The 11,671-nt window shown below is 72.6% G+C and carries 12 protein-coding genes; all 12 read left to right on the top strand.

The genetic code is table 11. From position 1 onward, the window contains the following. Positions 1-204: 204 nt before the first annotated feature. The 12 genes from pgsA (at position 205) to secD (ending at position 11,669) form a co-directional block, all read left to right on the top strand. Positions 205-1,053 carry a phosphatidylinositol phosphate synthase gene (gene pgsA, locus MXD95_RS01880; RefSeq protein WP_250638734.1) on the top strand — a complete coding sequence of 283 codons (849 nt, stop codon included), beginning with the start codon at positions 205-207 and terminating at the stop codon, positions 1,051-1,053. Next, positions 1,050-2,042, top strand: coding sequence for a phosphatidylinositol mannoside acyltransferase (locus MXD95_RS01875; RefSeq protein ID WP_250638733.1), 993 nt, complete (start codon positions 1,050-1,052; stop codon positions 2,040-2,042). The genes pgsA and MXD95_RS01875 overlap by 4 nt, the downstream gene beginning before the upstream one ends. Next, complete coding sequence (locus MXD95_RS01870) at positions 2,039-3,181, top strand: glycosyltransferase family 4 protein (RefSeq protein WP_250638732.1); 1,143 nt, start codon at positions 2,039-2,041, stop codon at positions 3,179-3,181. The genes MXD95_RS01875 and MXD95_RS01870 overlap by 4 nt, the downstream gene beginning before the upstream one ends. 44 nt (positions 3,182-3,225) lie before the next feature. Beyond that, the gene (locus tag MXD95_RS01865) at positions 3,226-3,762 is read left to right on the top strand and encodes a hypothetical protein (RefSeq protein ID WP_250638731.1); all 537 of its coding nucleotides are present in this window, start codon (positions 3,226-3,228) and stop codon (positions 3,760-3,762) included. 308 nt (positions 3,763-4,070) lie between these two features. Then, positions 4,071-5,003: a pyridoxal 5'-phosphate synthase lyase subunit PdxS gene (gene pdxS / locus MXD95_RS01860; protein ID WP_250638730.1), complete on the top strand. Its 933-nt coding sequence runs from the start codon at positions 4,071-4,073 to the stop codon at positions 5,001-5,003. A 14-nt stretch (positions 5,004-5,017) separates the two neighbouring features. After that, complete coding sequence (gene pdxT / locus MXD95_RS01855) at positions 5,018-5,617, top strand: pyridoxal 5'-phosphate synthase glutaminase subunit PdxT (RefSeq protein WP_250638813.1); 600 nt, start codon at positions 5,018-5,020, stop codon at positions 5,615-5,617. Between the two features lie 30 nt (positions 5,618-5,647). Continuing rightward, positions 5,648-6,403, top strand: a complete 756-nt coding sequence (locus MXD95_RS01850) for a YebC/PmpR family DNA-binding transcriptional regulator (RefSeq protein ID WP_250638729.1) — start codon at positions 5,648-5,650, stop codon at positions 6,401-6,403. Positions 6,404-6,642: 239 nt separating this feature from the next. Continuing rightward, positions 6,643-7,161, top strand: a complete 519-nt coding sequence (gene ruvC / locus MXD95_RS01845) for a crossover junction endodeoxyribonuclease RuvC (RefSeq protein ID WP_250638728.1) — start codon at positions 6,643-6,645, stop codon at positions 7,159-7,161. Further along, entirely contained in the window at positions 7,158-7,829 is a 672-nt protein-coding gene (gene ruvA / locus MXD95_RS01840; RefSeq protein ID WP_250638727.1) for a Holliday junction branch migration protein RuvA, read from the top strand. The genes ruvC and ruvA overlap by 4 nt, the downstream gene beginning before the upstream one ends. A 15-nt stretch (positions 7,830-7,844) precedes the next feature. After that, positions 7,845-8,891, top strand: coding sequence for a Holliday junction branch migration DNA helicase RuvB (gene ruvB / locus MXD95_RS01835; RefSeq protein WP_250638726.1), 1,047 nt, complete (start codon positions 7,845-7,847; stop codon positions 8,889-8,891). Between the two features lie 243 nt (positions 8,892-9,134). Further along, entirely contained in the window at positions 9,135-9,644 is a 510-nt protein-coding gene (gene yajC / locus MXD95_RS01830) for a preprotein translocase subunit YajC (RefSeq protein ID WP_250638725.1), read from the top strand. Between the two features lie 162 nt (positions 9,645-9,806). Further along, positions 9,807-11,669 (top strand): protein translocase subunit SecD, encoded by a 1,863-nt coding sequence (gene secD / locus MXD95_RS01825; protein ID WP_250638724.1) that lies wholly within the window; start codon positions 9,807-9,809, stop codon positions 11,667-11,669. The last annotated feature ends 2 nt before the right edge of the window (positions 11,670-11,671 follow it).

The raw sequence follows: 11,671 nt of genomic DNA, 5'->3' as shown, positions 1-11,671 counted from the left end.
ATGGCCGGGCTCGGCGCGGGCTGCCGGGCGAGGAGCCCCGCAGCGGTGGGGGTGTGCGGGGTTGTGGCCATCGATCCGTCACATAGGTCAAAGATGCTGGATCGGATGCCTAATGATCATGGATTGGATGGGAGGTCGTGCATCGTGTCGGCGGTACTGTGAAGACCGCCCGAAGCCGGGCAGACGCGGGACGACGGGACGGACATGCTCGCAAGCAAGGCACGACCGCAGATCCAGAAGGTGCTCGACCCGGTGAGCCGGTGGGCGGCCCGTTCCTCGGTGTCGCCGGATCTGGTGACGATCATTGGCACCGTCGGCGTGGCGGGTGCGGCGCTGGGGTTCTTCACCCGCGGCGTGTTCTTTCTCGGCACCGTCGTGATCACCCTGTTCGTCTTCTCCGACCTGATGGACGGAGTGATCGCCCGGGCCCGGGGCCTGTCGTCCAAGTGGGGGGCCTTTCTCGACTCCACCTCGGACCGGGTCGGCGACGCGGCGATCTTCGGCTCGTTGGTGATCTGGTACGCCGGCGACGGCGACTCGATGCCACTCGTGGTCGCGGCGCTGATCTGCCTGATCGCGGGATCGATCACCTCCTATGTCAAGGCCCGTGCCGAGGGGCTCGGTTTCACCTGCGACGTCGGCTTCGCCGAGCGCGGGGAGCGGCTGCTCATCCTGCTGGTCGCCGCCGGCCTGTATGGGCTCGGCGTGCCCTTCCTGCTGCCCGCGGCGCTGTGGTTCCTGGTGGCCGCGACCACGCTGACCGTCGTGCAGCGGGTGGTGCACGTCTACCGGCAGTGGGACCGGGCCGGCGACCCGCCCGGTCCCTCGGCGCCGACCGCGCGGACGGCCACCCGCCGTCCCGGTGCGGGCCCCTCGGGGCCGGCCGGGCCGACGGGAACGGCCGGCCCCCAGTTTCCGTCCACGTCCGCGGTGGCCGCGAGCGCTCCTGCGGGCTCCGTGCCCGTGGTCACCGTGACCGTGCCCTCGGCGGCCTCCACCCTCAGCGGATCCGCCGCAGTGAGGTCCCCCCGCGGCGGCCCGCCGCAGCTGTGAGTGCCGGCCGACTGACCGACCTCGCCTATGCGCTGGGCTGGCGGGGTGTTCGGCTGCTGCCGGAGCCACTGGCCGCCGCCGGCTTCCGGATGGCGGCCGACCTCGCCTGGCGTCGTGACGGTCGCGGGGTTCGCCGGCTGCGGGCGAACCTGGCGCGGGTCGCCCCGGCCGGCACCGACCTCGACCGGCTCACCCGCGCGGCGATGCGCTCGTATGCCCGCTACTGGATGGAGGTCTTCCGCCTCACCGACCTCGGCACCGAGCGGATCATCGGACAGATGCGGCTGGTCGACGAACACCTGCTGCGTGATGCCCACGCTCAGGGCGCGGGCACGATCCTTGCCCTGCCACACATGGGCAACTGGGAGCAGGCGGGCGCCTGGTTGGTGGCCACGGGCATCCCGTTCACCACCGTGGCGGAGCGGCTGCGGCCGGAGTCGCTGTTCGAGCGCTTCCTGGCCTTCCGCACGGCGCTCGGGATGGAGGTCATCGCGCTGACCGGTGGTGAGAGCCCGCCGTACGGGCTGCTCGCCGCGAGGCTTCGGGCCGGCGGGATGCTCTGCCTGCTCGCCGACCGGGATCTGTCCCGGGCCGGGGTACCGGTGCGCTTCTTCGGGTCGACCGCCACGATGCCCGGGGGTCCCGCGGCGCTCGCGTTGGACACCGGTGCCGTGCTCCTGCCGGTCACCCTGTGGTTCGACCGGGACGGCTGGAGCGCGCGGATCCATCCGGCGGTGGCACACAGCGATGTGGCCACGATGACCCAGGGCCTCGCCGATGCCTTCGCCGCCGGCATCGCCGCTCATCCGGCCGACTGGCACATGCTGCAGCGGGTCTGGCGGGACGACGTGGGCGACGGGACGCGGCCCTCGGCGGGAGCGCCCCTGCCGGCCGCCCAGAACCCGCCGGCAGCAGGGAACTCCTCGGCGGCAGTGGGTATCTCGGCGCCGCACGCCGCGCCGCCGATGCCCGCGCCCTGGGGACCATGAGGATCGGGATCGCCTGCCCGTACACCTGGGACGTGCCCGGCGGCGTGCAGGTGCACGTGCGGGACCTGGCCGAGACGCTGATCGCGGCCGGCCACGAGGTGTCGGTGATCACCCCGGTCGACGACGAGCGGACCCTGCCGCCGTACGCGGTGGACGCCGGGCGGGCCCTGCCGGTGCGCTACAACGGCTCGGTCGCGCGACTGCTGATGGGCCCGGTCTCCGCCGCCCGGGTGCGTCGCTGGCTGCGCGAGCACGACTTCGACGTGCTGCACGTCCACGAGCCCAGCGCGCCCAGCGTCAGCCTGCTGGCCTGCATGCTGGCCGACGGCCCGATCGTGGCGACCTTCCACACCGCCAACCCGCGCTCACGGTTTCTGACCGCGGCGCAGGGTGCCCTGCAGCCGTCGTTCGAGAAGCTGCGCGCGCGCATCGCGGTGTCCGAGGCGGCACGGCGCACGCTGGTCGAACATCTGGGCGCCGACGCGATCCTCATCCCCAACGGCGTCGCGGTGGATGATTTCGCGGGCGCCACACCGTTGCCCGGTTATGCCGACGGCCGGCCCACCGTGGTGTTCCTCGGCCGCATCGACGAGCCCCGCAAGGGACTCGACGTGCTGCTCGCCGCGATGCTCCAGCTGGCGACCACGGTGGGCGACGCCCGGCTGCTCGTCGCCGGCCCTGGTGACACCGCGGGGTTGCGCGCCCGACTCGACCCGCGGCTGCGCGAGCGGGTCGACCTCATCGGGCTCGTGTCCGACGCCGACAAGCCCCGGGTGTTCGCCTCCGGCCAGGTCTACTGCGCACCGAACACGGGGCAGGAAAGCTTCGGCATCGTCCTGCTGGAGGCGATGGCCGCGGGGACCCCGGTGGTCGCCAGTGATCTGGACGCGTTTCGCCGGGTGCTCGACGACGGCCGCGCGGGGCGGCTGTTCGAGGTCGGTGACCCGGGGCGACTCGCCGAGGTCCTCGCCGAGGTCCTCGGCGACCCGGGCGGCACGGGCCCCGGCAGTACCGCCGAGCGGGTGCGACATGCCCACACGGTCGCGAGATCCTACGACTGGCCGACGATCGCCGAGCGCATCGTCGGTGTGTACCGGATGGTGTCCGGGGACGGTCGGGTGTCGGTCGCGTCGAACTGACCGCGGCTGGTGGTCACCGCCCGGGGTTGACTACGCTGCGCGTGATGGACGTCCTCGTGGTGGTGGTCGCCCTGGTGGTGGCGATCGCGACCTATCTGACCTGGCTGGCGCTGCGCCTCGACCGGCTTGCCGCCCGGGTCGCCGCCGCTCGCGGGGGACTCGTCACCCAGCTGGTCGCGAGGGCGCAGGCCGCGGGTGTGCTTGCCGAGCGGGCCGCGCTGTCCGACCTCGCCGACAGCGTCGCGCGGGTGCGGGCGATCCACCCGGTGCTGCTGGCCGGCGGCCCGCTGGACCGGGGCGTCGAACTGGCCGAGAACGCACTGAGCCGGTCACTGCGCTCCGGCGAGGTCGCGGCGGCGGGGCAGCGGTTTCCCGCCGAGCTGCACTCCGTCGACAGCGAGGCGGCCCGGGTGGCGCTCGCCCGCCAGTTCCACAACGACGCGGTCCGCGACCTGCGGGCACTCGCCGGCCGCCGGCTGGTGCGGGTGCTGCATCTGGCCGGTCGCCGGCCGACACCCGGCTATTTCGAGATCGACGACGCGCTGCCGGCGCGGGGTGACCTGCCGGGCCTGGCCTCCTGAGCGGACGTCGCTCTCTCGGTGCTGGCCGCCGTGTCGCTCGCCGCCGTGTCACCGGCTGTCCCGCTGTTCGCCCGGTGGGAGGTATCCCGAAAAACGGATACGCCCACCGGCCGTGGGTGTCCTGCCGCGGTGTTCGCGGGTCCCGGGTGGGTCGGACTGCGCCGTACGATGGGGTACCGACCCACCCGCACGGGAATCACCGGGCCGGGCATCCGACCTCCCGCGTGGCGTCCGCACCGGCGCCGCGCAGGTCAGGGCGGTGCCGGTCCGTGCGTGGAGCCCGACTGGAGCGAAAGCGACGGCACATCATGTCCGAGGCCCAGAGCGCCCCCAGCAGCGGCCCGGCGGCCGACTCCGCCCGCCACGCCGGCACGGCCCGCGTCAAGCGAGGCATGGCGGAGATGCTCAAGGGCGGCGTGATCATGGACGTGGTCACGGCCGAGCAGGCGCGCATCGCTGAGGATGCCGGCGCCGTCGCCGTCATGGCTCTGGAGCGGGTACCTGCCGACATCCGGGCCCAGGGCGGCGTGGCGCGGATGAGCGACCCGGACATGATCTCCGAGATCGTCGCGGCCGTGTCGATCCCGGTCATGGCCAAGGCGCGGATCGGGCACTTCGTCGAGGCCCAGGTGCTGCAGGCCCTCGGCGTCGACTACGTCGACGAGTCGGAGGTGCTCACGCCGGCCGACCCACACCATCACATCGACAAGTGGCGGTTCACCGTCCCGTTCGTCTGCGGGGCGACGAACCTCGGCGAGGCACTGCGCCGGATCGCCGAGGGCGCGGCGATGATCCGTTCCAAGGGGGAGGCGGGCACCGGCGAGGTGTCCAACGCCGTGGTGCACATGCGCACCATCCGGGCCGAAATCGCGCGGCTCGCCGGCCTGCCGGCCGAGGAGCTCTACGCGGCGGCCAAGGAACTGCGCGCCCCGGTCGAGCTCGTCGCCGAGGTGGCCAGGCTCGGGCGGCTGCCCGTCGTGCTGTTCACCGCCGGCGGCATCGCCACCCCGGCCGACGCGGCGCTGATGATGCAGCTCGGTGCGGACGGCGTGTTCGTCGGTTCCGGGATCTTCAAGTCCGGCGACCCGGCACGGCGCGCCCGGGCGATCGTCGAGGCCACGACCATGTACAACGACCCGGACGTCCTGGTGAAGGTGTCCCGCGGGCTCGGCGAGGCGATGGTCGGCATCAACGTCTCGGAGCTGCCGGCGACGGCCCGCTATGCCGACCGCGGCTGGTGAGCCGACCGCGGCTGGTGGGCGGTCCGCGGATCGGCGTTCTCGCCCTGCAGGGGGATGTGCGTGAGCACGCCCGGGCACTCACCGAGGCCGGGGCGGATCCGGTGGAGGTCCGCCGGGCGGCGGAACTCGCCGAGGTGGACGGACTGGTCCTGCCCGGCGGAGAGTCCACCACCATGGGGCGGCTGCTGCGGGTCTTCGCGCTGCTGGAGCCGTTGCGGTCACGGGTCGCGGCAGGCTTGCCCGTGTTCGGATCGTGTGCTGGCATGATCCTGCTTGCGCGGGACGTCGTGGACGGCCGGCCGGACCAGCCACTGGTCGGCGGGCTGGACGTGGTCGTCCGGCGCAACGCCTTCGGCCGACAGGTTGACTCGTTCGAGGCCGACCTCGACGTCGTCGGCGTGCCGGGACCGTCCGTGCACGCGGTCTTCATCCGGGCACCATGGGTGGAAAAGGCGGGTGACACGGTCGAGGTGCTGGCCCGCGTCGCCGAGGCGCCGGTGGCGGTCCGCCAGGGACCATTGCTGGCCACCGCGTTCCATCCGGAGCTCACCGGTGACTCGCGGATCCACCAGCTTTTTGTCGACATCGTGCGATCGTCCGGATCAGGTCGGTGATCGCGAGCAAGAAGTTAAGAGGGGCGGGACATGAGCGGTCACTCCAAGTGGGCGACCACGAAGCACAAGAAGGCCGTCATCGACGCCCGGCGCGGCAAGCTGTTCGCCAAGCTGATCAAGACGGTCGAGGTCGCGGCCAAGACCGGCGGCGGTGACCCGGCCGGCAACCCGACGCTCGCCGACGCCATCGCGAAGGCGAAGTCACAGTCGGTGCCCAACGACAACATCGAACGGGCGGTCAAACGCGGCTCCGGCGAGCTCGGCGGCGGCGTGAACTACGAGAACATCACCTACGAGGCCTACGGGCCGGCCGGGGTGGCGATTCTCGTCGAGTGCCTGACCGACAACCGCAACCGGGCCGCCTCCGACGTCCGGGTGGCGATCACCCGCAACGGTGGGACGGTGGCCGATCCCGGATCGGTGTCGTACCTGTTCAACCGCAAGGGGGTCGTGCTGCTCGCCAAGACCGACGGGCTCACCGAGGACGACGTGCTGCTCGCCGTGCTCGAATCCGGCGCCGAGGAGGTCAACGATCTCGGGGACGACTTCGAGGTGATCTCCGAGGCGACGGACCTGCACGCCGTGCGGGTCGCCGCGGCCGACGCGGGACTCGAGGTGAGCTCCGCGGACATCTCCTGGCTGCCCAGCGTGAGTGTCGAACTGGACGCCGAGCCCGCCGCCAAGGTGCTCAAGCTCGTCGAGGCGGTCGAGGATCTCGACGACGTGCAGAACGTCTGGTTCAACGGCGACATCTCCGATGACGTCATGGAGCTCGTCACCAGCTGAGCGCAGGGTGTCGCCGCGTGCCCGTCGCCGTCCGGACGTCCGGACCCGACCGGTGCCGGCCGGCGGGGACGTGGCCGCACAGGTGGGCGGGGCGACTGCGCGGCGCGCGGCGTGTCGTGGATGTCGCGGTTGCGCCGCACACCGTAGTATCGAACGCGTGTTCCCGTTGTCGTGGGCCGGCCTACACGGTGGGCGCGGGCGGCGGGCTGGTCCGTGGGCATGTGTTCTCGGGAGGTCGGATGCGGGTGCTCGGGGTCGATCCGGGCCTGACCCGGTGTGGTCTGGGGGTGGTCGACGGAGCCGTTGGAGGTCGGGCCAGCCTGGTCGAGGTCGGGGTGGTGCGTACCCCGGCCGGGGCGGATGTGGCCGATCGGCTGCGTGCGATCGCCGACGGGATCGACGCCTGGCTGGACCGCGCCCGTCCGCAGGCCGTGGCGGTGGAGAAGGTGTTCAGCCAGGCCAACGTGCGCACGGTGATGGGTACCGCCCAGGCCGGTGCGGTGGCCATCATGCTGGCGGCCCGGCGGGACCTGCCGGTGGGGTTGTACACGCCCAGCGAGGTCAAGGCGGCCGTCACCGGTAACGGTCGGGCTGACAAGGCCCAGGTTGGTTTCATGATCAGTAGGCTGCTCGGGCTGTCCGAGGCGCCGCGGCCCGCGGACGCGGCTGACGCGCTCGCGCTCGCGCTGTGCCACCTGTGGCGTGGACCGGCGCTGGCCCGGATGCGGTCGGCGTCGCAGGCCGGCGGCGCCCGGTGATCGCGTCGCTGTCCGGCCGGGTCACGGCGCTCGGGCCGCTGTCCGCCGTCGTCGAGGTCGGCGGGGTGGGCCTGCTCGTCCAGTGCACCCCGGCGACGCTCGCCGCCCTGCGGGTGGGTGAGCCCGCCACGCTGGCCACCGCCCTGGTCGTGCGGGAGACGGAGCTGACCCTCTACGGTTTCGCCGAGTCCGACGCCCGGGACGTGTTCGAGATCCTGCAGTCCGCGGCCGGGGTGGGCCCGAAGCTCGCCCAAGCCGTCCTTGGCGTGCACGATCCCGACACGGTGCGCCGGGCTGTCGCTGAGGAGGACCTCACGGTGCTCACCCGGGTGCCCGGCATCGGTCGCAAGGGAGCCCAGCGGATCGTGCTGGACCTGCGCGACCGGCTTGGCCCACCCCGTGGTCCCGTGGCCGTTCCCGGCCCGCGTGGGGCGGGTGTGCCCGTCTCGGCGGGAGGCCTCGGTGGGGCCGCCGGCGCGGTCGCCGACTCCGTGCGCGAGGCGCTCGGCGGGCTCGGCTATTCGGCACGCGAGGCGGAGGATGCGGTCGCCCGGGCTTTGGCGGCCCTCGCGGAGTCGGCGGATGACGATGCCGGGGAACCCGTCGGGGCCTCGCCCCCCGACGCGGCGACGCTGCTGCGCGCCTGCCTCGCCGTGCTGCGCCGATGACGGCCTGGGGGACCGATGAGTGATCAGGGACTGGTCTCGGCGGTCGCCAGCGCGGAGGAGCGGGCGTTCGAGGCGGGCCTGCGCCCGCACACACTGAGCGAGTTCGTCGGCCAGGGCAGGGTCCGGGAACAGCTGACGATCATGCTCGAAGGGGCTCGGGCCCGTGGGCTGCCGCCGGACCACGTCCTGCTCTCCGGTCCGCCCGGCCTGGGCAAGACCAGCCTTGCGATGATCATGGCCGAGGAGCTCGGCGTGCCGTTGCGGATGACCAGCGGTCCGGCGATCGAACGCGCGGGCGACCTCGTCGCCATCCTCACCGCACTGTCGCCGGGTGAGGTGCTGTTCCTCGACGAGATCCACCGGATCGCCCGGCCGGCCGAGGAACTGCTCTACTCGGCGATGGAGGACTTCCGCGTCGACGTGATCCTCGGCAAGGGCCCCGGGGCCACGGCGATCCCCCTGTCGGTGGCCCCGTTCACCCTGGTCGGCGCGACGACCCGGTCCGGGCTGCTGACCGGGCCGCTGCGCGACCGGTTTGGTTTCACCGCCCATCTGGACTTCTACCGGCCCGACGAGCTCGCCCAGGTGCTCACCCGATCCGCCGGCCTGCTCGGCGTGCAGCTCACCCCCGAGGGGGCCCACGAGGTCGCCGGCCGATCACGCGGCACCCCGCGGATCGCGAACCGGCTGCTGCGCCGGGTGCGTGACTACGCCGAGGTGCGCGCCGACGGCATCGTCACCCGTGAGATCGCCCGCGCCGCGCTGCGGGTCTACGACGTCGACGGACTCGGGCTCGACCGGCTCGACCGCGCCGTCCTCGAGGCGCTGGTCAACCGGTTCGGCGGCGGGCCGGTCGGGCTCACCACGCTCGCGGTGTCGGTCGGTGAGGAGCCCGAGACGGTCGAGGACGTGGCCGAGCCGTTCCTGTTGCGGGCCGGCATGCTGATCAGGACCCCGCGCGGCCGGGTGGCCACCCCCGCCGCCTTCGAGCATCTCGGCCTCGAACCGCCGACCGACCCGCTGGGGCGCAGCCAGGCGGCTCTGTTCCTCGAAGCCGACTGAGTTCCTCGAAGCCGACTGATCCCCGAAGCCGGTCAGGTTGGCACCATTTCGCGATCGGTGACACCGGCGGCGGGCGCTGGGTGGCGCCGCGGGTGCGGTTCCGCGGAACACCATGATCGTCAATGGGTCGGCGGCCACGGTCAGGCGGTCTTTGGGCCCGCGCAAACCGGACACCTGGGCCCTGCCCACCGTGCGCACCCGTTCGATACGTACGATCGCCGCAACAGTTCAGGAGGGCAGGACGTGGGCGGCTTGGTGACAGCGGCAACGGCGGCGGGCGACGGTGGGGGCGGATCGATCGGGGGGTTCCTGATCCCGCTGCTGCTTGTTCTCGCCGTGGTCTACATCTTCTCGATGCAGCGCCGCCGCACGAGGTCCCAGCAGCAGGAAGTGTCACGCATCGTGCCCGGCACCCTGGTGATGACCACGGCCGGGCTGTATGCGACCGTCGTGGAGATCGACGATGGCGACATCCTGCTCGAGATCGCCCCGGATGTGGTGTGTCGCTTCAGTCGCAGCGCGATCGCCCGGGCCATCAGCGCGCCGGAGCAGGACAGCGCCACCGACGACCACGACGCTGGCGACGAACCCGACGCCGTCGCCGCCGAGGGCACGTCGGTCGCCGAGGCCGACGACGCTAAGGCGGGGGGAGGGTCCGGACCGTCCGGTACCGACACGGACACGGGCACGGGCACTGCGGAGGCGGCCGACCCGGATGCGGGCACTCCCGGTCCGCCTCGTAAGGAGCTGTGACGCAGAGCGGCGCGCAACCACGGTGCGCCGCATCGTGTCACCGCCGGGGGCTCGGAACGTACCCTCGGTGACATTCGTTTGGGTATGTTGAGCACCGCCGCTCCGGGCAACGGCGAGGCGAACCAGCGCCGGTCACCCGGTGCGTGAGGAAGGGACTCGCACGTGGCACGCCGCTCGGCACGGGTTTCCGCGGGAACCTCCCCATGGACCCGGCTGGGGATCCTCGTGGGGCTGTTCGCCGTGCTCTACGGCCTGATGGCCATCACCAGCACCTGGACCCCCCGGCTAGGACTCGACCTGCAGGGCGGGACGAGTGTCATCCTCACCCCCCGAGCCACCGGCGGCCAGTCGGTGAACTCGGGCGCGATCAACCAGGCGGTGGACATCATCCGCCAGCGGGTGGATGGACTTGGCGTGGCCGAGTCCGAGGTCCACCGGACCGGGAACCAGATCGAGATCTCGGTGCCCGGCCGTGGTCGCAGCGATGTCGTCGACCTGGTCGGCCAGACCGCGGAGCTGCGCTTCCGTCAGGTGGCCGCGACCGAGGCGGCCACGGCGACCGCCCCGCCGACGCCCGCACCCGCCGCGAGTGCCACCCCGTCGGCGGGCTCGTCGGTCGCGCCGACTCCCGCCGCGACCCCGAGCGCGAGCACCTCCGGTGCGACGACACAGCCGAGTCCGTCGGCCTCGCAGCGGCCGGCGGCGCTGGGCGCGGGCGGAGCGGGCCACGGGCTCGCGGTTCAGGCGATCTCCTACTCCGCCGCGGGATCCAGCTCGACGGTGCTCGCCGCGCCGGCTGCCACCAGCACGCCCGCGGCCTCGGCACCGCCGGCAGCGTCGGCCGCTCCGGCGCCGGCGAAGCCCAGCGGCCCGGCCTCGACCGCCGCCGCGGCCACCCCGCCGGACAGCGTCGTCGCCCGGTACACCGCGCTGACCTGCAAGCCCACCGACGTGCGCCGCTCCGCGGCGAGCACCGACAAGCCGACGGACTGGATCGCGGCCTGTGACCGTAGCGGCACCAGCAAATACCTGCTGATGCCGGCCAAGGTCGTCGGAACCGACGTGAAGACGGCGTCCGCCGGTCTGCAGGGCGGCGGTGGCACCACCTCGATCAACACCGGCCAGTGGGTGGTGAACGTCGACTTCACCGGCTCCGGCCAGGGCAAGTTCACCAAGCTCACCGAGGACACGATCGGCAAGCAGGTCGCGATCGTGCTGGACGGCGTCGTGCAGTCGGCGCCCGAGACCAACGAGCGCATCGCCGGCACGGCCCAGATCTCCGGGTCGTTCAACCAGTCCGACGCCGAGGACCTCGCCAACGTCCTGCGCTACGGTGCGCTGCCGCTGGCCTTCGAGCGGTCCCAGGCGGAGTCGATCTCGCCCACGCTGGGCCGTGAGTCACTGCACGGCGGCCTGCTCGCCGGCGCGATCGGCCTGATCCTCGTCATCGCCTACTCGTTCCTGTACTACCGGGCGCTGGGAATCGTCGTGGTGGCGTCGCTGGTGGTCAGCGGCGGGATCATCTACGCCTCGGTCGTGCTGCTCGGCAGCGCGATCGGCTTCACGCTGACCCTTGCCGGCATCGCCGGTCTGATCGTCTCGATCGGGGTCACCGCGGACTCGTTCGTCGTCTACTTCGAACGGATCAAGGACGAGGTGCGGGCCGGCCGGACGGTTCGGGTGGCCGCCGACCGGGCCTGGCCCGCGGCCCGGCGTACGATGCTCGCCGCCGACACCGTGTCGTTCCTCGCCGCCGCGGTGCTGTACATCCTGTCGATCGGCTCGGTGCGCGGGTTCGCCTTCACACTGGGCCTCTCGACGCTGAGCGACATCCTGATCATGTTCATCTTCACCCGGCCGCTGGTGGCGCTGCTGGTGCGGCGCCGGCTGTTCTCGGCCAGCCGCTTCTCGGGGCTGAGTCCGAAGCAGGTCGGTGGGCGGGCCGGTGCGGCGCCGCCCCCCGTCACCACCCGGGCGCGCCTTGCCAAGCGGCCGGCGCCGGCCGGGCAGAAGCGGGAGAGCTGAGC

The organism is Frankia sp. AiPa1 (assembly GCF_023243075.1).
In the GTDB taxonomy this organism is placed as follows: Bacteria; Actinomycetota; Actinomycetes; order Frankiales; family Frankiaceae; genus Frankia.
The sequence above is the reverse complement of the archived record's forward strand: the minus strand, read 5'-3'. Positions and strand labels throughout refer to the sequence as shown.

What these genes read in the sequence shown, in the direction of transcription:
- MXD95_RS01870 (WP_250638732.1), top strand. Translation starts at nt 2,039, where the DNA reads ATGAGGATCGGGATCGCCTGCCCGTACACCTGGGACGTGCCCGGCGGC.
- ruvB (WP_250638726.1), top strand. Translation starts at nt 7,845, where the DNA reads ATGAGTGATCAGGGACTGGTCTCGGCGGTCGCCAGCGCGGAGGAGCGG.
- ruvC (WP_250638728.1), top strand. Translation starts at nt 6,643, where the DNA reads ATGCGGGTGCTCGGGGTCGATCCGGGCCTGACCCGGTGTGGTCTGGGG.
- MXD95_RS01850 (WP_250638729.1), top strand. Translation starts at nt 5,648, where the DNA reads ATGAGCGGTCACTCCAAGTGGGCGACCACGAAGCACAAGAAGGCCGTC.
- pdxS (WP_250638730.1), top strand. Translation starts at nt 4,071, where the DNA reads ATGTCCGAGGCCCAGAGCGCCCCCAGCAGCGGCCCGGCGGCCGACTCC.
- pgsA (WP_250638734.1), top strand. Translation starts at nt 205, where the DNA reads ATGCTCGCAAGCAAGGCACGACCGCAGATCCAGAAGGTGCTCGACCCG.
- MXD95_RS01865 (WP_250638731.1), top strand. Translation starts at nt 3,226, where the DNA reads ATGGACGTCCTCGTGGTGGTGGTCGCCCTGGTGGTGGCGATCGCGACC.